The 22,484-nt window shown below is 60.1% G+C and carries 19 protein-coding genes, 1 tRNA gene and 1 riboswitch; of the genes, 14 read left to right on the top strand and 6 right to left on the bottom strand.

Translation table 11 applies throughout. The features are described from left to right. Positions 1 to 66: 66 nt before the first annotated feature. From HNQ65_RS14295 to HNQ65_RS14285, 3 genes are all read left to right on the top strand, one after another. Positions 67 to 810 carry an RraA family protein gene (locus tag HNQ65_RS14295; protein WP_184340226.1) on the top strand — a complete coding sequence of 248 codons (744 nt, stop codon included), beginning with the start codon at positions 67 to 69 and terminating at the stop codon, positions 808 to 810. Between the two features lie 61 nt (positions 811 to 871). Further along, a complete protein-coding gene (locus HNQ65_RS14290; protein WP_246438219.1) occupies positions 872 to 2,077 on the top strand; it encodes a sialidase family protein in 1,206 nt (401 codons plus the stop codon). 153 nt (positions 2,078 to 2,230) lie between these two features. Beyond that, positions 2,231 to 2,905, top strand: a complete 675-nt coding sequence (locus HNQ65_RS14285; protein WP_184340224.1) for a metallophosphoesterase family protein — start codon at positions 2,231 to 2,233, stop codon at positions 2,903 to 2,905. An 8-nt stretch (positions 2,906 to 2,913) separates the two neighbouring features. Here the strand turns inward: HNQ65_RS14285 and HNQ65_RS14280 are convergent, their stop codons facing one another. Further along, positions 2,914 to 3,174, bottom strand: a complete 261-nt coding sequence (locus HNQ65_RS14280) for an ArsR/SmtB family transcription factor (protein WP_343076562.1) — start codon at positions 3,172 to 3,174, stop codon at positions 2,914 to 2,916. Between the two features lie 151 nt (positions 3,175 to 3,325). Between HNQ65_RS14280 and HNQ65_RS14275 the strand changes: the two genes are divergently transcribed. From HNQ65_RS14275 to HNQ65_RS14250, 6 genes are all read left to right on the top strand, one after another. Further along, positions 3,326 to 4,375: an alkene reductase gene (locus HNQ65_RS14275; protein WP_184340223.1), complete on the top strand. Its 1,050-nt coding sequence runs from the start codon at positions 3,326 to 3,328 to the stop codon at positions 4,373 to 4,375. Beyond that, entirely contained in the window at positions 4,372 to 5,391 is a 1,020-nt protein-coding gene (locus HNQ65_RS14270; protein WP_184340222.1) for an LLM class flavin-dependent oxidoreductase, read from the top strand. The genes HNQ65_RS14275 and HNQ65_RS14270 overlap by 4 nt, the downstream gene beginning before the upstream one ends. Before the next feature lie 37 nt (positions 5,392 to 5,428). Beyond that, positions 5,429 to 6,463, top strand: a complete 1,035-nt coding sequence (locus HNQ65_RS14265) for an aldo/keto reductase (protein ID WP_184340221.1) — start codon at positions 5,429 to 5,431, stop codon at positions 6,461 to 6,463. A 279-nt stretch (positions 6,464 to 6,742) separates the two neighbouring features. Then, on the top strand, positions 6,743 to 8,278 hold the full coding sequence (locus HNQ65_RS14260) for a hypothetical protein (protein ID WP_221306163.1): 1,536 nt from the start codon (positions 6,743 to 6,745) through the stop codon (positions 8,276 to 8,278). A 44-nt stretch (positions 8,279 to 8,322) separates the two neighbouring features. Beyond that, a complete protein-coding gene (locus HNQ65_RS14255; RefSeq protein WP_184340219.1) occupies positions 8,323 to 10,023 on the top strand; it encodes an FAD-dependent oxidoreductase in 1,701 nt (566 codons plus the stop codon). Positions 10,024 to 10,076: 53 nt separating this feature from the next. Beyond that, complete coding sequence (locus HNQ65_RS14250) at positions 10,077 to 11,624, top strand: pyridoxal-phosphate dependent enzyme (RefSeq protein WP_184340218.1); 1,548 nt, start codon at positions 10,077 to 10,079, stop codon at positions 11,622 to 11,624. Between the two features lie 41 nt (positions 11,625 to 11,665). Here the strand turns inward: HNQ65_RS14250 and HNQ65_RS14245 are convergent. The 5 genes from HNQ65_RS14245 to HNQ65_RS14225 all read right to left on the bottom strand — a co-directional run bounded on the left by HNQ65_RS14245 (position 11,666) and on the right by HNQ65_RS14225 (position 14,990). Then, positions 11,666 to 11,739, bottom strand: a tRNA-Gly gene (locus HNQ65_RS14245). Between the two features lie 68 nt (positions 11,740 to 11,807). Beyond that, positions 11,808 to 12,269: a hypothetical protein gene (locus HNQ65_RS14240; protein WP_184340217.1), complete on the bottom strand. Its 462-nt coding sequence runs from the start codon at positions 12,267 to 12,269 to the stop codon at positions 11,808 to 11,810. Positions 12,270 to 12,388: 119 nt separating this feature from the next. Next, entirely contained in the window at positions 12,389 to 14,170 is a 1,782-nt protein-coding gene (locus tag HNQ65_RS14235; protein ID WP_184340216.1) for an SPFH domain-containing protein, read from the bottom strand. A gap of 56 nt (positions 14,171 to 14,226) precedes the next feature. After that, positions 14,227 to 14,748, bottom strand: coding sequence for a PH domain-containing protein (locus HNQ65_RS14230; protein WP_184340215.1), 522 nt, complete (start codon positions 14,746 to 14,748; stop codon positions 14,227 to 14,229). 38 nt (positions 14,749 to 14,786) lie between these two features. After that, positions 14,787 to 14,990: a hypothetical protein gene (locus tag HNQ65_RS14225; protein WP_184340214.1), complete on the bottom strand. Its 204-nt coding sequence runs from the start codon at positions 14,988 to 14,990 to the stop codon at positions 14,787 to 14,789. A 109-nt stretch (positions 14,991 to 15,099) separates the two neighbouring features. Next, a riboswitch (cyclic di-AMP (ydaO/yuaA leader) is annotated at positions 15,100 to 15,269 on the bottom strand. 191 nt (positions 15,270 to 15,460) lie between these two features. Here HNQ65_RS14225 and HNQ65_RS14220 point away from each other — a divergent pair. From HNQ65_RS14220 to HNQ65_RS14200, 5 genes are all read left to right on the top strand, one after another. Then, positions 15,461 to 16,591, top strand: coding sequence for a tetratricopeptide repeat protein (locus tag HNQ65_RS14220; RefSeq protein ID WP_184340213.1), 1,131 nt, complete (start codon positions 15,461 to 15,463; stop codon positions 16,589 to 16,591). Between the two features lie 166 nt (positions 16,592 to 16,757). Then, on the top strand, positions 16,758 to 18,524 hold the full coding sequence (locus HNQ65_RS14215) for a polyprenyl synthetase family protein (RefSeq protein ID WP_184340212.1): 1,767 nt from the start codon (positions 16,758 to 16,760) through the stop codon (positions 18,522 to 18,524). Between the two features lie 77 nt (positions 18,525 to 18,601). Continuing rightward, positions 18,602 to 20,080, top strand: a complete 1,479-nt coding sequence (locus tag HNQ65_RS14210; protein WP_184340211.1) for a sulfatase — start codon at positions 18,602 to 18,604, stop codon at positions 20,078 to 20,080. Positions 20,081 to 20,083: 3 nt separating this feature from the next. Beyond that, complete coding sequence (locus tag HNQ65_RS26990) at positions 20,084 to 21,238, top strand: ATP-binding protein (RefSeq protein ID WP_184340210.1); 1,155 nt, start codon at positions 20,084 to 20,086, stop codon at positions 21,236 to 21,238. After that, positions 21,235 to 22,482 (top strand): sigma-54-dependent transcriptional regulator, encoded by a 1,248-nt coding sequence (locus HNQ65_RS14200; protein ID WP_184340209.1) that lies wholly within the window; start codon positions 21,235 to 21,237, stop codon positions 22,480 to 22,482. The genes HNQ65_RS26990 and HNQ65_RS14200 overlap by 4 nt, the downstream gene beginning before the upstream one ends. The last annotated feature ends 2 nt before the right edge of the window (positions 22,483 to 22,484 follow it).

Here is a 22,484-nt window from a genome sequence, read left to right as displayed (position 1 = left end):
GTCAGCTGAAATGACCACAGAGAATTCGCGTGCCGCTGCGTTCATGAAGGGCCAACCTTCATCCTCATGCTTCCTCATTCCGAACTCCTCCAACTCAAGCGCTGGAACACACCCACCATCTACAATGGCTGGGAGCAGATCACCAAGCGCGATCCTGCGGCCGACGGCTTCAACCTGGAAGAAGTCCGCGACTTCATGCCGCAGATGGGGCCGATGGTTGGCTACGCCGTCACCGTGGTGGTGGAGCCGAGCAACAAGGCGCACCGCGAGGCCAACGCGAACGCCTGGAATGAGTACCGCCGCTACGTGGCCAGTATCCCCGGGCCCAAGATCGTCTGTGTGCAGGATCTCGACAAGCCGCGCACCATCGGCTCCTTCTGGGGCGAGGTGAACAGCAACATGCACCGCGCACTGGGTTGCGTGGGCACCATCGTTGACGGTGCGATCCGTGATGTGGATGAAATGAACAATGCAGGGTTCAAAGCCCTGGCACGCCGCATGTGCGTGGGCCATGCGCATGTGCATCCCGTGCGCTGGAACTGCGAAGTGGAAGTTTTTGGGCGCAAGGTCAACCCCGGTGACTTGATTCATGCCGACAAGCACGGCTTCCTCGTGATTGAGCCTGAGGCGCAGCCGCAGATCCTCGAAGCCTCACGCTTCATGGATGCCAATGAATGCCAGACCGTCATCCCTGCTGCACGTGGCAGTGCGGGTTTGAGCAGCGACGAGGTTCTGGCCAATCTGGCCGCCGCTGGCGCGCAGTTTGGCAAAAACGCCAGGGCCAAATTCCAGCGGGAAGGGGAGTGGTAGCCGCCCTCTGAGACCCGCAAACTGTGATCCTTTACCATACAGCCACCTAACCATGACAACCATGAAACATCTCGCCTCACTCCTGCTGCTTTGCAGCACGCTCGCTGCCGCCGAACCCTTCATCGAAAAACAGGATCTTTTCATCGTCGGAGACAATCCCGCCTATCAGCTCTATCACATTCCCGGAATTGTAGTGACAGCCAAGGGCACGGTGCTGACCTGGTGTGAGGCGCGTAAACGTGCCGCCGGTGTCAGCGACTGGGATGACATCCGCATCCTGCTCCGTCGCAGCACGGATGAAGGCAAGACCTGGAGTTCACCTCAAAGTATTGCCAATGTGGAGGGACCAAAGGAGAAAAACCCTTTCGCGCTCAAAATGAAGAACGTTGATCCCAATGACGTGACCTACAACAACCCTGTGCTCATCTCTGACAAAGACGGTACGGTGCACATGCTCTTCTGCCTGGAGTACGAGCGCTGCTTCTACCAGCACAGCGTGGACGATGGTCTCACCTGGAGCAAGCCCGTCGAGATCACAGCCGCCTTTGACGCCTTCAAGAAAGACTATGACTGGAAGGTGCTGGCCACCGGGCCGGACCACAGCATCCAGCTCAAGAGCGGCCGTCTCGTTGTCCCTGTGTGGCTTTCCACCGGCACGGGTGGAAACGCACATCGCCCCAGTGTCACCGCCACCATCTACAGCGATGACCAGGGCAAAACCTGGAAGGCTGGCGATATCGCCGTGCCCTGCACAGAAGAGTGGATCAATCCGAATGAAACCGTGGCCGTCGAACTTAACGACGGCAGCGTCATGCTGAATGTGCGCAGTGAGTCCAAGGCGCACCGTCGCCTCATCACGATCAGCAAGGATGGTGCCACAGGCTGGAGCACGCCAAAGTTTGATGACGCGCTGCTGGAGCCCATCTGCATGGGCGGTATTGTGCGCTACGATCACGACGGACAAAGCCTCATTCTTTTCTCCAATCCGCACAATCTGGAGAAAGCAAAAGGCAAAGCAGAACCCGGCAAAAACCGCGACCGCAAAAATGTCAGCGTGAAGCTCAGCCGCGACGAGGGCCAGACCTGGCCGGTGAGCAAGTCCATCGAACCTGGGCCGAGCATGTACTCAGACATCGCGGTGACCAAGAGTGGTACCATCCTCTGCTTCTACGGCCGCAGCGGTGACGGCTCTGTGCTGGCCCACTTTGCCGGAGGTCGCCTGACTTTGGCCCGCTTCAATCTGGAGTGGCTCACGGCTGCCCAGTGAGGGCAAGGCAGCGCCTCACAATCCGCGAAGTGTATTTCGAGAGTGGCTCGGAGGTACCCCTATGCTGAAGACCAAACGAGAAAACATGAACGGTGAAAAACCGGCTGACAAAGCTGTCTTTCTCCCGTTCATGAACTCCTTAACTTATTCATCATGCGGTTGTTTGCCATTGGAGACATTCATGGCTGTGCCGATGCCCTGCGGCGTCTGGACCAGGAGCTGAAGTTTGACGCCTCAGACACGGTGGTGACTCTGGGGGACTACGTTAATCGCGGGCCAGCCACGCATGCAGTCATTGAGCATCTGCTGGAGCTGCGGAACCGCTGTCGGCTGGTGACGCTGCGAGGAAACCATGAGGTGATGATGTTGCGGGCACGTGATGACAGTTCTTTTCTGTCCAAGTGGCTTACCTATGGCGGCACCGAAACGCTGGACTCCTATGCTGCCACTACTTTTGCGGACATTCCGGATGTGCACTGGAATTTTCTAGAATCCACGGCGCTTTATCACGAGGAGGCGAATGATTTTTTTGTCCATGCGAATGTCGTGCCGGAGCTGCCGATGGCTGAGCAGTCTGAGAAGACGCTGCTTTGGGCGCACTTCAGTGCAAAGCATCCGCATGTTTCCGGACGACGCATGATCTGCGGCCACTCAGCTCAGAAAAGCGGCAGACCGTTGAATTGTGGACATGCCGTTTGCATCGACACCTACGCTTACGGCGGCGGGTGGCTCACCTGCCTGGATGTGGAGGCAAACGTTTGCTGGCAGGCTTCACGAGACGGTGAGTTCAGGCAGGAGCCGCTGGCTGAGCCAGAGTGTGGTGAATAGAGCGGGGCTCACTCTCCGTGCTCACGCCGCCATGCTTTGAGAATGGCGTCCAGCAGGCCAGGAAAGCGGCTATCCAGCTCTTTCCGGCGCACCTTGCTGGTGAGCTCCACGCCACGGCGCTCGCTGTGGATGATGCCGGACTCGCGCAAAATACGGTAGTGCTGAGAGCAGGTGGACTTGGGCATGGTGCACTTCAGACGTCCGGTGGTTTCCACGCAGTTCAGGCCCTCCTCGGCCTTGCGCAGCTCGGCTACAATGCTGAGACGCACCGGGTCTGACAGGGCATGAAGGATGCCCGCGACGGTGAAACTTTCGGCTGGAGGATGGTGGAGGGGTCTGATGTGCGGAAGCTACATTAATTTCACTTGCAGTTCAATAATTCTATTGTTCGGTATTTATGAACAAAGGAACTAACTGTTTATGCCTACTCTCTTTGACCCCCTCCAGCTCGGCTCTCTGACCCTTGCCAACCGCATTTTCCTGGCCCCTCTGACCCGTGCACGAGCCGGGCAGCAGCGTGTGCCGAACTCCCTCATGGCCGAGTACTACCGCCAGCGTGCTGGCGCTGGACTCATCCTCACCGAGGCCACCTCTGTGACCCCAATGGGCGTCGGTTATGCAAATACACCTGGCATCTGGTCGGAGGAGCAGGTGACTGGCTGGAAGCTCGTGACCCAGGCCGTGCATGAGGCCGGAGGGCGCATTTTTCTCCAGCTCTGGCATGTGGGGCGTATTTCGGACCCAATGTTCCTGAATGGCGCTCTGCCTGTGGCCCCCAGTGCCATCGCAGCCGCAGGGCATGTGAGCCTGGTGCGGCCTGAGAAGCCTTTTGTAACACCGCGTGCTTTGGAACTCGCCGAAATCCCGGGCATCGTCGAAGCTTTCCGCAAAGGCGCTGAAAACGCAAAGCTAGCCGGGTTCGACGGTGTCGAGATCCACGGTGCGAATGGTTACCTGCTGGATCAGTTTCTTCAGTCCAAGACTAATCTGCGCACGGATGAGTACGGCGGCACAGTGGAAAACCGTGCGCGGCTGATGCTGGAGGTCGCAGATGCGGTGATCTCCGTCTGGGGCGCTGACCGTGTGGGTATGCACCTGGCGCCGCGAGGAGATGCGCACGACATGGGCGATGCGAACCCTCTGGAAACTTTTGGCTATGTAGCGCGTGAGCTTGGCCGTCGCAAGATCGCCTTCATCGCGGCGCGTGAGCATCAGGCACCCGACAGCATCGGCCCAGCGCTCAAGAAGGCCTTTGGCGGCGTGTATGTGGCCAACGAGAAGTTCACTCTGGAGTCTGGGAATGCGATCCTTGCTGCTGGAGATGCAGATGCCGTGGCCTTTGGGGTGCCCTTCCTGGCCAATCCCGACCTCCCGAAACGCTTTGCTTCAGGTGCCGCCCTGAACTCTCCTGATCCCTCCACCTTTTATGGAGACGGGGCCAAAGGCTACACCGATTACCCTGCGTTATGAATGCGCATGACGGCCTCCTTTACTCCGTGCTGGATCTTTCCCCGATACTGGAGGGAGAGACTGCGGCGCAGTCCTTTCGCCACTCGCTGAGTCTGGCGCAGCATACGGAAAAGTTGGGCTATCACCGCTACTGGGTGGCGGAGCATCACAACATCCCCGGTGTGGCCAGCGCGGCCACGTCGGTGGTCATCGGGCACATTGCAGGCGGCACATCCACCATCCGCGTGGGCTCCGGCGGCATCATGCTGCCTAATCACGCGCCGCTGGTGATTGCCGAGCAGTTTGGCACCCTGGAGTCGTTATATCCCGGCCGCATTGATCTCGGGCTTGGTCGTGCGCCGGGCGGGGATCAACTCACTGCCCGCGCGCTAAGGCGCGGTCTCGGCAGCAGTGGCGATACCTTCCCGGCGGATGTGCAGGAACTGCTGGGCTTTCTAGGCCCACCGGTGCCGGGGCAGAGAGTGCAGGCTGTGCCAGGTCAGGGGCTGAATGTGCCTCTTTACCTTCTCGGCAGCAGCACCTTCAGCGCCACGCTGGCAGCGGAGCTGGGGCTGCCGTTTGCTTTTGCCTCTCATTTTGCGCCGGAGCTGCTGCATCAGGCGCTGGACATCTACCGCAGCCATTTTCAGCCCTCCAAGGTGCTGGAAAAGCCACATGTGATGATCGGCGTGAACATCTTTGCTGCAGATACAGATGAGGAGGCACGGAGACTATTTACCTCATTGCAGCAGGTGTTTCTCAATCTCGTGCGCGGTAGACCGCGACAGCTCCAGCCGCCTGTGGATGACATGGGGCGTCTGTGGACTCCCACGGAGGCTGCGCAGGTGGACCGCATGACACGCTGCTCTGCCATAGGCGGACCGGCCGCTTTCCGACGACAGATCGAGATGCTGCTCAATGACACGGGGGCTGATGAGATCATCGCCACCGCGCACATTTACGATCAGCAGGCCAGGCTGCGCTCGTTTGAGATTGCAGCGGGCGTTTTTAAAGAACTGCGGCAGTTCAATTCATAAGCTTCTTGGCTCCTTTTCACCCCAAACTCACACACCTATGGAATACAGACAACTCGGCGGCTCCGGCTTCAAAGTGCCGGCTCTCACTCTCGGCACCGGCACCTTTGGCGGCGGCACGGAATTCTTCAAAGAATGGGGCGCGTCTGATGTCGCGGAAGCCTCCCGCCTCATCGACATCTGCCTGGAGCATGGGCTGACGATGTTTGATTCAGCAGACATTTATTCGAATGGTCTGGCGGAGGAGATTCTGGGGCAGGCCATCAAAGGTCGTCGCGACCAGGTGCTCATCTCCACCAAGGGCACCTTCCGCTTTGGCGAGGGGCCGAATAACGTCGGCTCCTCCCGCTGGCATCTCATCCGCTCCGTGGAGGGCAGCCTGAAGCGCCTGGGGACCGACTACATCGACCTCTATCAACTTCACGGCTTTGATGCCATGACTCCAGTGGAGGAGGTCGTCGGTACCCTGGACGATCTCGTGCGTGCAGGAAAGATCCGCTACATCGGCGTCTCAAACTTCTCCGGCTGGCATCTCATGAAATCTCTGGCGCATGCCGACAAGTTTGGTCTGACGAAGTATGTGGCCAATCAGACCTACTACTCGCTGATCGGTCGTGAGTATGAGTGGGAGCTGATGCCGCTGGGACTGGACCAGAAAGTTGGCGCGGTCGTCTGGAGCCCGCTCGGCTGGGGCCGCCTGACAGGCAAGATCCGCCGCAATCAGCCACGCCCAGAGACGAGCCGCCTGAACCACAAACTTAGCGCCTCAGCAGGACCTCAGGTGGATGATGAATACCTCTACAAAGTAGTGGATGCCCTGGATGAAGTGGCCGCCGAAACCGGCAAGACCGTGCCACAGGTGGCGCTGAACTGGCTGCTCCAGCGGCCTACCGTTTCCTCGCTTATTATTGGCGCGCGCAATGAGGAGCAGCTACGCCAAAACCTCGGTGCCGTGGGCTGGAACCTCACAGCCGAGCAGGTGGCCAAACTGGACGCCGCCAGCGACAAGCCAAAGATCTACCCCTACTGGCATCAGGCGGGCTTTGACGAGAGGAACCCGTTTCCGACGAAGTAAGCCAGGGCATTGATAGATTCCATGTGGCAGCCATCTCAGCGTATGAGGTGGCTGTTTTTTTGTTTGATGGCTGCCCGCAGCAGAGAGGTTGCAATCTGTGTCGTGCCAAAGACATTCGGAAAAGACCAGAGACGACGCCATTGCAGCTGCATGAAGAATAATCCCCGATTTGAAAAACCATCTCAAAGAGCCGGCGTCACAAGGCGTGATTGTCTCAAGGCCGCAGCGGTCCTGCCATGGATGACTGGAGCAGCAGAGATACCACGTGGCGCGCCGCGCGTGCTCTACAGCAATGACCTGACCAACATCACCTCCTGCGTCAGCCCTTTTCACCGAGCACGGGAGCCGTTTCGGACGGAGATGCTGGAGGCTACGGTGGACGAGGTGGCGGGGCTGGTGGATGCGCATTTGCTGCAGCCCGGCCTGGGCATGGTGCCCCTCTGGCCCAGCAAGGCGCTGCCTCTGGCGGAGCACTACGCATGGATCAGGCAGCGCTACGGCCAGAAGCCCGATTCCTTCGGACAGTTTGTGCTGGATGGTGGAGATGTGGTGCAGGTCTTCATCGACCGTTGTCGGCAGAAGCAGCAGGCGGCGTTTATCTCGCTGCGCATGAATGATGCGCATCACAAGGAGTTCAGCGATCCCAAGCCTGGAGACAAACCTGGCAGCAGCATCGGCATGAGTGTGACGAAATTTTACGTCGAGCATCCTGAATACCGTCTCAAGCCCGGCTCTCTGCGAGGTGCCGACCTCGTTCAAAACTGGGCTGTGCCGGAGGTGCGTGCGCAGAAGATGGCGCTCATTCGTGAACTGTGTGAGAACTACGATCTCAACGGTCTGGAACTCGATTTCCTTCGCTTCTACAGCTACTTCCGCCCTGAAGAGACGTCACTTGAGCAGCGCCGTGCCATCATGACAGCCTTTGTGCGCGAGGTGCGCACCTTGATGAATCAGACGGCGAGGATTGGGAAGCGCCGCTGGCTCTGCGCGCGTGTGCCCTGTCACCTGCCCGCGCTGGATGTACTGGGACTTGATCTGAAAGCCCTCGTCGCTGCGGGCCTCGATATGGTGAATGCCTCCGAGCATTACTTCACCACGCAGCAGCATGATCTTGCTGCCATCCGCACGCAGACGAAAGGAGCGGCGCTTTACTTTGAACTCTGCCACACGATCTGGAAGGGCGACAAAGTTCTGAAAGGCTACGATGTCTTTCCCTTCCGCCGAGCGACGCGGGAGCACCTGCACACCGCCGCGCATCTGGCTTATGCACGCGGTGCCGATGGCATCAGCCTCTTCAATTTTGCCTACTATCGCCAGCATGGCCAGGGTGAGGGACGCGGAGTGTTTGGTGAGCCACCTTTTGAGGCGCTGAAAGCTGTGCGCGATCCCCAGGCGCTCGCGCAGGGGCCGCAGCACTGGTTCATCGCCCAGGGCTGGCGTGCTCCCGGCATGAAGCCGTTGCCCGTGCCGCGCAAGATCGAGGTGGGCAAAGCGGCCAAGTTCATTTTTGATCTCGCCCCGCCTAGCGGCGGCTGGAGGCAGGGGGCGCGTGTGCGAATTCAGGCGGACAAGGCGCTCGGCGCCAGCGAGTGGGCCGCCACATTCAATGGCGAGCCCGTTGTAGCGACAGACGATGTCTCGGAGCCTTTCCGCGTTCACTACCCATCCATGCTCGGCAAGCCGGAGGAACTGCGCGCGTGGACCCTTCCGCAGTCACTTCTGCGTGCGGGCAAAAACAGCCTGGAGGTCACGCTCAAGGCGGGAGAGCCTGTGGCGGTGATCTTTGTGGATCTGGTCGTTGGTCAGACTTCCTGACCAGCAAGGAGTGCGGCATTGCATCGTCTGCTTTCAGATAACCCATGAAGTCCTTTCTGCTTGCTCTTGCCTTGTCTTCGTCTTTTGTCACCGCCGCTGTGGTGGAAGCCGATGTGTGTGTCTATGGCGGCACCAGTGGTGGTGTAGCGGCTGCAGTGCAGGCGGCGCGCATGGGAAAGAGTGTGGTGATTGCCGAGCCTGGTCGTCATCTCGGCGGCATGACCAGCGGCGGTCTCAGCGCCGTGGACATCGGCGATCCACGCTCCGTCGGTGGCATCGCGCGCGAGTATTTTACCAAGCTGGCTGCGACCGTGGGAGTGACACTGGCCTGGGACAGGCCCTTTGAGAGCAAGGGCGGCGGCCCAGCCACCGGTGGCGCGTATGCAATCGAGCCGCACAAGGCGGAGCAGGTTTTCAACGACCTGACTCGCGAGGCCGGAGTGAAGGTGCACTTCGGCGCGCGCCTGGCCTCTGTGAAAAAGAACGGGTCGCACATCACGGAGTTCGTCTGTGAAGACGGCACCGTGTTTCGCGCAAAAGTTTTCATCGACACCACCTATGAGGGCGATCTGATGGCAAAGTCGGGCGTGGCTTATACCCTGATGCGCGAAGGCAATGCGAAGTATGGAGAAACCTACAATGGCATCCACTACGCGGAAAAGTTTCTGCCCCACACCAGCTACGCACAGCCCGGAGAGAGCGGGCGGCTCAAAGGTGGCCAAGGCGTGTGGGATCGGGATTTTCCACTCGATCCCTACGTGGTGAAGGGAGATCCCCAAAGCGGTCTGCTGCCTCTCATTCAGCCCGGAGAGCCTGGTGCCCCCGGCGAACCTGCACCTGGCGTGCAGGCCTATTGCTATCGACTCTGCCTCACCACGAACCCGGCCAACATGATTCCCATCACGCCGCCTTCGGATTACGATCCTAAACGTTACGAGATCGTGGTGCGCTTTATCGAAGCCTGTATCGCCAATGGGGATGACATGGACCTGCGCTGGTTCTCCAAGCATGACGCGCTGCCGAATGACAAGTGGGACTTCAACACCGCGACTTTTGGCGGCAATCTGCCCGGTGCCTCGCACGCATGGCCTGAGGCCAGCTACGCGCAGCGCGGGAAGATCGGAAAAGAACATGAAAACTACCACCGCGGCCTGCTGCACTTCCTGGCTACTGATCTGCGCGTTCCGGAGAAGGTGCGCAAGGACATGCAGCGTTTTGGCCTGCCCAAGGATGAGTTCATCGACAACGGCGGCTGGCCGCACCAGATTTATGTGCGCGAGGCCCGGCGCATGATCAGCGAGCTGGTGATGACCGAACATCACACCTTTGGGCGGCTGGTGGCGCCCAAGCCTGTCAGCCTTGGCAGCTACGGCACGGACACGCACGAGATCCGCCGCATCGTGAAAGAAGGAGTGGTCGTGCGTGAGGGCAAGACCGCTGGCGGTCGTGATGGCGCGCCACCTTATGGCATCGGCTATGCGGCCATTGTTCCCAGGCAGGGCGAGTGCGACAATCTCCTCGTCACCTTCGCGCTGAGTGCCAGCCATACCGCCTACAGCAGCATCCGTATGGAGCCCGTCTTCATGTGCACCAGCCAGAGCGCGGGCACCGCTGCTTGTATGGCCGTGAATGACAAGACCCCGGTGCAGCAGGTGGATTATGCGAAGCTGAAAATACGGCTGGAGCAGGACGGGCAGGTCATTGAGTGGAAGCACCCAGCCACTAAGAAAAGAACCGCGCATTGAAGCGGCGAAACCTCTTGCCGAGCCACGGGCGGCGGGGATGTATCCTGCCACGAATGGAACGCGACAATCTGCCTCTCGACCGCCGCCTGCGTCAGGAAATCCTCTTTGCGCGAGAGCGCGTGTATCGCTTTGGTCAGCCCACGCCGATGGAACGGCTCATCCTGCCCGGTGCCGAGCCCGGGCCTGAGATCTGGGTGAAGCGCGAGGATCTATCCCCCGTGAAATGCTACAAATGGCGCGGTGCATGCAATGCCATGACGGAGCTCACGCCGGAACAGCGCACGTGTGGCGTCGTCACCGCCTCTGCTGGAAATCACGCACAGGGTGTGGCGCTGGCGGCGCGTACGCTCGGCATTCATGCGCGCATCTACATGCCGCGCTCCACACCCCGGGTGAAGCAAAACGCCGTGCTGCATCATGGTGGCGAATTTGTCCGCATCGTACTGGCCGGAGACAGCTATGATGAAGCCGTGCAATCGGCGCGTGAAGACGAACGCACGAGCGGCGCCACCTACGTGCATGCGTACGATAACCTCAAGGTCATGGCTGGGCAGGGGACTCTGGCGGACGAGGTGGTGCTCTCCGGGCATGGCCCCTTTGATGCCGCGTTTCTGCAGATCGGCGGCGGTGGCATGGCCTCGGCTGTGTCCTGCTGGCTGGAGACTTATTGGCCGGGCATCGAGATCATCGGTGTGGAAGGCGTGGGACAGGCTTCCATGAAAGCCGCGCTCGCTGCAGAAAAGCCCGTGGAGCTGCATGACGTGGACATCTTCTGTGATGGCACCGCCGTGCGCAAAGCCGGGGCGCTGCCCTTTGCCATCTGCCAGCAGACGTTTGACCGCGTGGAAACTGTCACCAATGCCGAGGTCAGCGCAGCCATCCGCGTACTATGGGAGACGCTGCGCTGTGTCTCGGAGCCATCTGGTGCCATGGGGCTGGCTGCTGTGCTGAAAAATCGTGCAGCCATGGTAGGGAAAAAAGTGCTCATTGTCATCACTGGGGCCAACATCGACTTCCTTCAGCTCGGTCTCATCGCGCAGTCGGAGGGCTCCGGCAATGCGGTTTCGCGAGCCCTGCGTGTGCGCATCCCTGAGCGGCCCGGCGCCATGCTCGCGCTGCTGGATTCGTGTTTCGAGGGGCTCAATATCGCCGATTTCCAGTACGGCCTGCATCGTCCGGACGAGGCTTGGCCGGTTTTCTCCGTGACGTCTGACAGTGTCGAAAAGCTGGCCGCGTTGCCTGCACGACTTGATGCAGGTGGCTATGTCTGGGAAGATATGACCGGCGCTGTGGATGTGGCCTTCCGTGCCATCCCCCTCCGAGGCGATCTGCTGGCGCATCCGGTGTTTCTGCGGCTGGATTTTTATGAACGTTCCGGTGCGTTGCACGACTTCCTCTCCCGCCTCATCCGTGACCGCGCCAGTCTCTGTTACTTCAACTATCGCCAGTCTGGCGAGCGCATCGGACGTGCGCTGATCGGGCTCGATTTTCAAAGTGCTGATGCTCGTGCAGCCTTCCTTGCAGAGCTGCCCGAGCACGGCGAAGGCTACCGCTCGTGCAAGCCGGTGGAGCATGAAGTGATGGCGCGCATGACGGCTTGAGAACTCGATGGATCCCGGAAGCCTGGCGACGAGCGGAATCTTGGAGCGGGTGATGGGAATCGAACCCACGTATCAAGCTTGGGAAGCTCGTGTTCTACCATTGAACTACACCCGCGACTCGCGGTTGGCGGTGCGTGAGACGGAGTGTGGCTGGCGGTGGCGGAGTTGTCAAATGCGCCGCGCTCAGATTGTGGGGGGCATCGGGGGCATGAGCTGGGCTTTGTTGATGCCGCCGCGTCCGTAACTGGAGAAGGGGGCTGCAAGCATGGAGTTGCGCTTGGCGGAGTAGATGTAATAAAGCCGGGCGTACGTGCGCGAGAGGCGTTGACGCAGGTCGGAGCCCTCTCCGGTTTTGGGCAGCTTGCGCACATTTCGACGCAGGTAGTACATGGCCTGCTCCATGTTTACAAAGCGGATGTCCGGACCTTCGGTCGGGGGCGTGATGCGGGTGGATGCAAAGCGAGTGACGACCTGCGTGTCCTTCCCCCTGGGGCCAAGCAGGCGGGTGGCCATGGGCTCGGGCCCAAAGTCGTCATACGCAAAAGTCATCTCCGGTGTGATGTAGAAGGCATCGCTGCAGGAAGAGAGAAGCAGGAGCGAGAGACCGCAGGCGAGAAACAAAGCGAGGGCAGAGAGCTTTTTCATGCGGCTCTGGTGTTATCACACCCAGGCGCAAAAGCGAACGCTGGTATTCAGAATCGTTCGGTGCAGGAGAAATAAAAAGGCGGATGGTGCTGCCACCATCCGCCGAGAGCAAACCACGATCAGTTCGCGCCGGGCAGGGACGCGCGCTGTTTGGTCAGCATGCCCATGAGGGCATCGAGCACGCCGCTGGTGTTCTGGCCGCTATTCACCAGCACGTCAGGTACTACGCGGAGATTTTTTTCCGCGATGATCTGGAAGGCTTGCAGCATGCCGTAAACATCAGGGCCGAGCGCGTTGACGCCGGCTTGATAGGCATCGGCCTTAGCCTGGCCGGTGGCGCGGATGGCCTCGGCCTCACCGCTGGCGCGCAGGCGTGTGGAGGCGGCCTCGCCCTCGCTCTTTTTCACGGAGGCGGTGGCGTGCAGTTCAGCAATGTTGACCCCCTGCTCCGCGCTGACCACCTGGTTCTGGATGTCGGCGAGGGAGGTCTGGCGCACGAGCTGCTGGCGCTGCTTTTCGGCGGCTTCCTGCATCTCGTAGGTTTTGCGGCTTTCCTCCGCCAGCTTGCGGTCGGTCTGGGTTTTCATCAGGGATTCCGGCGGTGTGATGTCGCCGATGAGCGTGTCGATTCCCTCCACGTCATACTCGCGCAGCGCCGCCTCGATGTGGCTGGCGGCTTCGCCCTGCCGCTGGCTGCGCGCGCTCAGGAAGTCCAGCACGGTGTAGTCCTGTGCGGAGTTGCGGAAGTAGTTGCCAACGATGGGCTGCAGCACGTGGTCGATGAGGTTCTGCAGCGAGCCCGCGCGGCTGATGACCTTGGGGGCTTCGTTGGCGCCGATATGAATGATCTGCGACACGTCGAGATTGAAGGCAAAGCCATCGCGTGAGCGCACGGTGATGCTGCTGAGCTTGGCGTCAAAGTGGTGGGCCTCGGTGCGGGTGGCCCAGTTCAGCACGATGTTGGTGGTGGGCACCAGCTCCACGCGCATGATGCGTGTATTAATGGGGTGCTTGCCGGGCAGCAGAGGCTTGCCCCACACGCCTTTGTGGCCCACATCCACGAGGTCGCCGTGCTTGAATTCCGGACCACTGATGTCCAGGTGCGCCTTGCCGACGTAGGAAATGACCACACCGACATGGCCGATGGGAATCTCAAACATGGGCACCTGCTCGATCTGGGCAAACCACGGGTTGATGTTCCACTGGCCGCTGAGCAGCACCTGCTCCTGCAGGCCGCGGCAGCCGCCTGCGTCCAGAAAGGCTTGCGAATTCTGGAAGTTGTCATGCCCGGTCACCACGGGGCCAGCGATCTCATTGGCCTCGATGGGAATGCCGTCGAGAGTGGTCACAATGCCGACGAGATCAGGGTCTACATGCTGGATGCGCAGCAGGCGCGGGTCCAGCCCATGCTGGGGAGCGCTTTCCGAGGTGATGACAGTGAAGAGCGCTGGATTGATGCGGTAGGAGCCTGCGGTGATGACGCCCAGCTGGCGGCCCTTTTCACCGCCATTTTTGAGGAAGGCGCGGGCGTCCTGAAAGTGGTCACACACGACAGTGCGGGCCAGGATGCGGCCTGGCGGAATGGCGGCTCCGGTTTTGGCCACGATAAGAGCCAGCTCTCCCTGCGGGACGCGGACCATGGGCACTTTCTCGATGTGGTACTGCACGATCCAGAAGCCAAAGTGCAGGCCCGGGGCCAGGGTGTCGGCCTGGTAGCCAGCCTCGCCATTGAGGGCGATGATTTCTCCTGGAGGCAGGTTCTTGAACGCAAAGCGTTTGACCACGACGCCGACTTTGCTCTCAGGGATGTAAACGCATGAGACAAAGTAGAGCACTAGCACTCCCAGGACTGAGAGCGTGATGAGCCAGTGCTCGATGGCGAAATGAAGAAGAGTGTTCATGATGATTGCAAAAAGAGTTTCTGATTTGGATAAAGCATTGGTGACGGTGTTCAGTATCAGGCGTGGAGGCGGTCGCTGACAGCGCGTACGAAGGCCTCTGGATCGTCAGGAGAGAGCACGGCGGTGCGGTTTCTCAGGCGCACGACCACCGTGCGATTCAGGTCCGTGACGTAGGCGCGAAAGTGCCCAAGCTGCCTGTTCCAGTAAAAGCCTGTGAAAGAGTAGAGGCCGCCGTTTCCGCAGGTGCGGAAGCTGTGGCTCAGAGCGTGCGGCTCCACCTCCACGGAGAGCATGTCGGCAAAGGGCAGCACGGTGTTCCACCACAGGCGTCGGATGAGGATGCCGTCTTTGGTCAGGACGTAGCCGCGAATGACAAATGGCAGGGCACCCAGTGGAATGAGAAGCACGGCAGATGTCACGATACCGAATCCATCAGCCCGCACAGGCAGGCTGATGAAATCTGGCAGCTGGCGGCCAAGGAGAAGCATGCATGCCACGCCACCCATAAGCAGCGTGATGAACATGGAGACAATGAGCAGGGTGCGGCCCCAGGGGGCGCGGAAGTGTTGATGAGTCATGGGAGTGTCGGGAGTGGGAGATTGGGTTTCTATCGGGTTCATGAGGCGTGGCGGAGGCGGGCGCATTCTTCTGAGTCGGCGTCCATGAGGTGATCATCGTTGTTTTCCTCTGTGCTGAGGTCCGCCTGGTAGATGACATTGAGCCAGTGCAGAGGGGTGAATACTGGCAGCGCTGGTGCGCACCAGAAGGAGGGATGGGCCAGGCTCTCAGTCTCGGAGACCGGTCCTTTGTGGCAGTTCATGGGTATGGTTCTCGGTGCCCCCGGGGAGTGAGGACGGTTTCCCGTCCACACGCGGGTGCGGTGGTTCTGGGGAGACCATGGTCCCGGAGCACTCGCGCCGGGCATAGGATCGCCCTTCCAATGTCGCCTGCGAGGTTAGCTGTCGGACTGGTCCTTGGAAGTGGACTGGTCGGTGGTTGCCCACCTTCCTTCGCCCCGCCCTGGGTCTTTCGACTCAGGGTTTTTGGGTCCCCCGCGCCACCGCTCTGGAAGGAGCGGCAGCTTCGGCTGCGGTATTATTCACGCATGGGAGAGGGGTTTTGTCAAAACGGCGGACCAAGATATACTGCTTGACAGAGGAGGTGAATTTTCTGCCCCTAGGATAAAGGAGGGTCTCGTAGCTTGGGGGAACTAGGGGCTCCGCCAATTTGCTGCGCCCCTGCATTTTGATGGTTGAGACGGCTTCTGCCGGACGTAATCTCTTTTCCCATATGAAGCGCGCGTCCCTTCCCATTCTCCTAGCCGGGCTTTTTTCCGTTTTGATGTCTCCTGTTCTGGTCGTACACGCGCAGCAGGGGCAGGGTGGAGATGAAAAAGAACTGCGCGAATGGGCTGACCGTGGCGATGCCGATGCTCAGTTTGAGCTGGGGCTGCGCATGATCACCGGCGAAGGGGTGAAGAAGAATCTGGAACAGGGGGTGAAGAACCTCGAAAAGGCCGCCAAGCAGAAGCATCTGCGTGCTCAGCATGTGCTGGCCACCCTCTATGAAGATGGCGTGGGCGTGAAGAAAGACCTCTCCAAGGCTGCTGAATGGTACCGCTCAGCGGCTGACATGGGATTTGCGCTTTCCCAGCACAGCCTGGCTGCGCTCTATGAGGAAGGAAAAGGCGTGAAGAAAGACACCGCCAAGGCCACCGAGTGGTTCAAGAAAGCCGCTGATCAGGGGAATCCGCCTTCGCAGACGGCGTATGCCTCCAAGCTGGAGCGTGGTGATGGTGTGACCAAGAGCACTGCCAAAGCTGCCCTGTGGTACCTAAAGGCAGCCCAGCAGGACTTTGTGCCCGCCATGACGCGCCTCGCCAATCTCTATTACACCGGCCAGGGCGTGCCGGTGGATTTCCGCCGTGCGGGAGCTTGGTACCGCCGGGCTGCACGTTCGGAGGATCCCTGGGCTTCGAACAACCTGGCTTGGTTCCTGGCCACCTGCCCTGAGGACAACATGCACAATGGTGAGAACGCCGTGCTGCTGGCCCGCCGTGCGCTCAAACTCGTGGCCGAAGTGGTGCAGAGCGACGAGCAGCCGTATGAAATGATCGACACCATGGCCGCGGCACTGGCTCGCAATGGCGAATTCAAGGAGGCGGAGCTGTGGCAAAAGCGCTGCATCACGCTTTTCAACGAGGACAAAGACCTCTCCGAAGAGGAGCGCAAAAAGCTCAAGGATGAGTTCGACGGCCGGCTCAAGCTTTACCAGAAATCCACCCCCTTTGCCGAGCCCGAGCCCAAAGGTGAGGAAGGCTCCGAGCCTCTGCCGCAGGATACGATTCTCCAGGATGAGGGCCTGCCCGAAACCTCCCCCAAGAAAGGATCATCCAAGGGAGGGAAAGGCACAGTGGTCTGACTCTGGTTTGATCTGCCGACAAGGTCCTTCCCACTCCACTTGATTGCTCTAGCAGCGCAAGATTCGCACAATTCATCGCAATATCCGCAAGACCAAGCCCTTCCTGTACGGTTAAAGCGCTTAGTTCTCTTCTCAGGCCCACCGCCACACTTCGTATTATTTTCTCATGTCTGCCGTCGTCCGTTCTGCCGCCCTGCCGCCGCCCATCCCTGGCCTGAACCGCCGTATCCGTCAGCCCAAAAAGAACATCCCGCAGACGAAGCAGGACCGGGATCAGATCTTGGGTTGGGTGCGTGCCTACGCCGAGGAGCAGAAGCTCGTGCCCCCGGTGCCGCTCGCAGATCTGCAGGAGCACACAGACAAAATCCTGACCATCCACGCCATCGACAAAATTCATCGTGACTATGTGGGTGTGCTGCTGGCCAACGAAACGTGGCGGGAATCCCTGGCCACCGTGCCGTTTGAGAAGCGCCTGCTGCTCATGCCCAAGTGCCTCCGTGTGGAGAGCAAGTGTCCGGCGCCCTTTGATGAATTTGGCCTGCTCTGCAAGCAGTGCGGCCTCTGCTCCATCCAGGACTTCCAGAACGAAGCAGAAAAGCTTGGTTACGCCGTGCTGGTGGCCGAGGGCAGCGCCATCGTCATGTCTCTGATCCAGACTGGCAAGATCGAGGCCATCGTGGGCATCTCCTGCCTGCCGGTGCTGGAGCGCACCTTCCCCTATGTGGAGGCCGCAGCCATCCCCGCCGTAGCTGTGCCCCTGCTGCAGGATGACTGCATTGACACCCTCGTGGATATCGACTGGGTCTGGGATTACATTCACCTGACGAGCGATGACAAAACACGCCGTCTCAATCTGAATGCGCTGCATGACGAGGTGAAAACCTGGTTCACCGTGGAGTCTCTCAATGCGCTCATGGGGCCATCACGCGGCCATAGCGATGACATTGCCCGCGAGTGGCTGGCCCGTGCGGGCAAGCGCTGGCGCCCCTTCCTGACCGTAGCTGCCTACCAGGCACTGCGTGAGGATCCGGAAGGCCCGATTTCAGACACCGTCAAAAAAGCTGCCATTGCCGTCGAAATTTTCCACAAGGCCTCGCTTGTGCATGACGACATCGAGGACGGAGACGCCGAACGCTATGGCGAAACAACCCTGCACACCGAGCACGGCGTGCCTGTGGCGCTCAACATCGGCGACCTTCTCATCGGCGAGGGCTATCGCCTGCTTGCCGACAATGATGCTGCAGCCCATGTCCGCAGCGCTGCCATCCTGGTGGCCGCCGAGGGGCAGCGGGAACTTTGCATTGGCCAGGGTGCCGAACTGCTCTGGACGCGCCACCCCGTGGCCCTCAGCAGCACGCAGGTGCTGGAAATCTTTCGCAGCAAAACCGCGCCTGCCTTTGAGGTGGCCCTCAAGGTGGGGGCTGCGCTCGCAGGCCGTCTGGATGAATGCGCCGACGCATTGCACACTTACAGCGAGAATCTCGGCATCGCCTACCAGATCCGCGATGACCTGGATGATCTGGGAGAGGATTCCGCCGCAGGCAATGAATGGAACATGCGTCCGAGCATTGTGCTCTCCCTCCTGCGAGAGAAGGGCAAGGGCGAGGTCAAAGACCAGATGGAGGCGCTCTGGAATGGAGCCGCCAAGACGAAGCCTGACAACGCCACGATCCGCGAATGGGCGATGGACAGCGGCGCGCATGAAAAGGCCATGACGTTGCTGGAAAGCTACAAGGAGGCTGCCATCCGTTCGCTGCAGGAGGTGGAACTGCCCAACCTGAAAGGACTGCTGCGCCGCGTGATCGGCAAAATTTTCAACGAGTTGGAGATCAAAGGCTGGTGCCGCGAGTTTGAGCAGAAGAACCTCAATCCAGAGCTGCGTGCAGAGGCTGCCAAGGCGGCCGAGCATCTGGTGCCGAAGGTGGCATCCTGAATCAGGATAGGGTATTTCTTTGCCTCTGCTTTCCGCTGCTATTTCATCGGTGTGGGCTCCGTTTTGTTGGCCCAGCCATGAAGTTGCTACGAATCTTTACCGCACTCCTTTTTTCCCTGCCGATCCTTCATGCCGCAGATTCGCGGCCCAATGTGCTCTTCATCGCCATCGATGACCAAAACGACTGGATTGGGTGCATGGGAGGACACCCACAGGTCAAGACACCGGCGATCGATGCCCTGGCCAAAAGCGGTACGCTGTTTGCCAGTGCGCATTGCCAGGCACCCCTATGCAATCCATCCCGCAGTTCGCTTCTCACCGGACTGCGTCCGTCCAGCACAGGCATTTATGGCTTGGCTCCAGGCATTCGTGAGGTGGAGCAGACCAAGCAGCACGTGACTCTGCCGCAGACCTTCACCCAGGCGGGTTATTACACCTTCAACAGCGGCAAAATCTACCACGATGGCTCCATGCGTGGGGGAGATCAGAAGGCGGAGTTCACTGAATGGGGGAATCGCGGCCCCATGCCCAAGCCGAAGACGCCTATCGCCAATCTTCCCGGACCGGATCGTCATCCCGCCATGGATTGGGGCGTATTTCCTGAAAAGGATGAGGACAATGCCGACTGGAAGATCGCCGACTCCGCCATCGATGCACTGAAGCGCGCGCCTGCGGACAAACCGTTCTTTGTAGCCGCAGGTTTTCGCCTGCCGCATGTGCCATGCTTTGCATCACAAAAGTGGTTTGATCTCTATCCAGATGCCACCCTGAAGATGCCGCCGGTAAAGGAAGATGACCGCGATGACCTGCCAAAGTTTGCCGATTTTCTGCACTGGAAACTGCCAGAGCCACGCCTGAGCACGCTGCGGAAATACAACGAGTGGCGTCCTCTGGTCCGCGCCTATCTGGCCTGTGTCAGCTTCATGGACAGTCAGGTGGGCCGCCTGATGCAGGCGCTCAAAGAGACAGGTCGTGCAGAAAACACCATCATTGTTCTCTGGGGAGATCACGGCTGGCATTTGGGGGAAAAACTCATGACCGGGAAAAACACTCTGTGGGAGCGCAGCACACGCGTGCCTCTCATCTTCGCCGGGCCGGGCATCAAGGCCGGACAGGTGTGCGAAAGCCCTGTGGAACTGCTCGATATTTTCCCCTCGTTGCTGGCACTTTCCAAAATGCCTGCCCGCAAGGATCTTGAAGGCCACAGCCTGGTGCCGCAGTTGCAGGACGCCTCTGCACCGCGCGAGTGGCCAGCCATCACAACCCACAATCAGGGCAACCATGCCATTCGTGCCAAGGACTGGCGCTACATCCGCTACGCCGATGGCAGCGAGGAGCTTTACGACCTGAAAGGCGACCCCAACGAATGGACCAACCTCGCCAAGGATGCGCGCTACGTCGGTAAAAAAGCCGAGCTGGCCAGGTGGCTGCCGAAGATAGACAAGGGACCCGTGCCCGGCAGCAAGAGCCGGGTTCTGACCTACGATCCTGCGACCAAGGAGGCGATCTGGGAAGACAAGCCGATTGATAAAAGCGCTCCTCTGCCTGAACCGTAGGCAGTGTCCGCCTCTCCTCACAAGCTCCGCCTCAGCCTGGGCCTCGGCTTCCTCGCCTTTATTATAGCAGGATCCCTGCTGCTGCTGGCGTGGCTGCGCCAGCGCGAGCGCGAAGAGTCGAACCGCCTGTTTCTCGCCCTTGCGAAGGCCGACGCCGAGTCTGTGCGGCACATGAACCTGCCTCGTAGTGAGAAGCTGGCCAGGAGCCTGGAGGAGCTGCTGGGAATGCGCATTGTGTTCCTGGACCGCACCCTCATGCTTCCTGCGGTGGATGAATTGATTCAGTCTGATATTCAGAGCGGCCTGGTCGAAGACACGAACGACCACCAGCAGTCGGTGGTCGTGGAGCTCGATAAAAATCACTACATGCGCTTTTCCAGGGACACGCCTGCCTCGTCTCTGTCATTGCGCGATCCCGCCACGCGGAATGCCTTTCTCGCCTTCTGGCTGGTGTCGGGCTTGATCGGCTGGCTGCTGGTGCGGGAAAGGCTCAAAAGAGCCCAATCGGAACGCCTGGCCATGCTGGGGCGTGTGGCCACCAGTCTGGCGCATGACATCAAAAACCCGCTGGCCTCGATCCAGCTGCACGCACAGCTCATGACGCCGCAGAACGAGGAGGATCAGCAGGCGGTCAAGATCATCGAGAATGAATCCGAGGTGATCTCAGGTTTGGTGAACCAGTGGCTTCATCTGGCGAATCCTCTGCCGCCGCGGCTGGTGAAGCTGGATGCGACGGAGTGCATCCAAGGCGTGGTTAGAAACACGGAGGCGCAGGCCCGGCACGCCGGAGTGGAGGTGCACATGGATCTGCCCAGTCCGGCATGGATCATGGGAGATGCGCAGCGGCTGGCGCAGGCGGTGCGGAATCTGATCATCAATGCCATCCAGGCCATGCCGCATGGCGGCCTGCTGAGGCTTCAGGGACGGAAGACAGGCGAAAAGCTGGAACTGCTGTTTGCCGATGCGGGCTCCGGTTTCTCGGATGAAGCGCTGGCCCGTGGCACAGAGCTCTTTTTCACCGAAAAAGAAGGAGGCATGGGGGTGGGGCTCAATATTGTGTCCGGCATCATTGCTGCGCATGGTGGGACGATCCTTTTTCAAAATGACCCCAAGGGCGGGGCGCATATCACCGTGACGCTCCCCTTACTTCCCGCATGAATTCCGCCATCCTCATCATCGAAGACGAATACGCCCTGGCCGCCGCTCTCTCCACCGTGGTGCGCCGCTGTGAGGCCACGCCGGTGGTGGCAGCTTCCGGGCAGGGGGGCATCGAAAAGCTGACAGCCCAGGAATACGTGCTCATCATCCTGGACGTGGGGCTGCCTGATATAAGTGGTCTGAAGGTGCTCGAAAAAATCCAGACGCTGCCTCAACCGCCACCGGTCATGATCATCACGGCGCACGGCACGCTGGACACAGCCCTGGAGGCGCGGCGGCTGGGAGCCCGCGAATATTTCCTCAAGCCGCTGAACCTGGCTGACATGCAGCGGGCGATTCGCGAAGTGCTCACCCCGGTGAAGAATCTGCCACGGGCCGAGACCACCATGATCGGGAACAGCGAGCCCATGCAGCGTGCGTTTGCCATCATCGCCCAGGCAAGCAGCGGCGATGCTCCGGTACTGCTGCAGGGACCACCTGGCAGCGGCAAGAGCCTGGCCGGGCAGGTGATCCACCGCCACAGCGCCCGCGCGGAAAAGCCGATGGTCGAATTCCGCGCCGATGAATGGCAGGCAGACCGTGTGGAGGCAGCGCTGGATGAGGCCATCGCCAAAGCAGGAGACGGGGTGCTGTTTCTCGATGAAATCAGCGCCTGGTCCAAGCCGCTGCAGGCTGCACTCATGCATCGCTTGAACGCCGGTACGGTGAAAGCGCGGCTTTTCAGCGCAGCCAGCACGGAGGCCGCGCCACATCTGCGAGAAGATCTCTTTTATGCCCTGGCCGTGCTGCAAATTCACCTGCCCTCACTGTGTGATCGCACAGCAGACATTCCGCAGCTGGCAGCCGCATTCCTCGGAGAGCAGGTGCTTTCCGCCGAGGCTCTGGCCGTGCTGAAGGCCCACAGCTGGTCAGGCAATGTGCGTGAACTGAAGGCGGCCATGGCCCATGCCGCCGCCGTGTGCGGAGGCAGCACCATCCTGCCTCATCACCTGCCTGCCAGCATGGTGAAGCCGGATCAGGCAAGTCATCTTGAAGAAACGATGAAGCGCAGCCTGGCCGCGTGGCTGGATCAGAAAACCACAGGCGCTGACGAGACCATGCCCATCTACGACCATCTGCTGGAGACGGTGGAGGCCACCATGCTGGAGACGCTGCTCAAGCGCTTTGACAACAAACCTACGCGCATGGCGGCGGCGCTGCGAATGAACCGCGCCACCCTGCGCAGGAAACTGCGGGAGGAGTGATC

Origin of the sequence: Prosthecobacter vanneervenii, from assembly GCF_014203095.1 — a bacterium.
GTDB classification, from domain to species: Bacteria; Verrucomicrobiota; Verrucomicrobiia; order Verrucomicrobiales; family Verrucomicrobiaceae; genus Prosthecobacter; species Prosthecobacter vanneervenii.
This window is presented reverse-complemented; position numbering and strand designations above follow the sequence as displayed.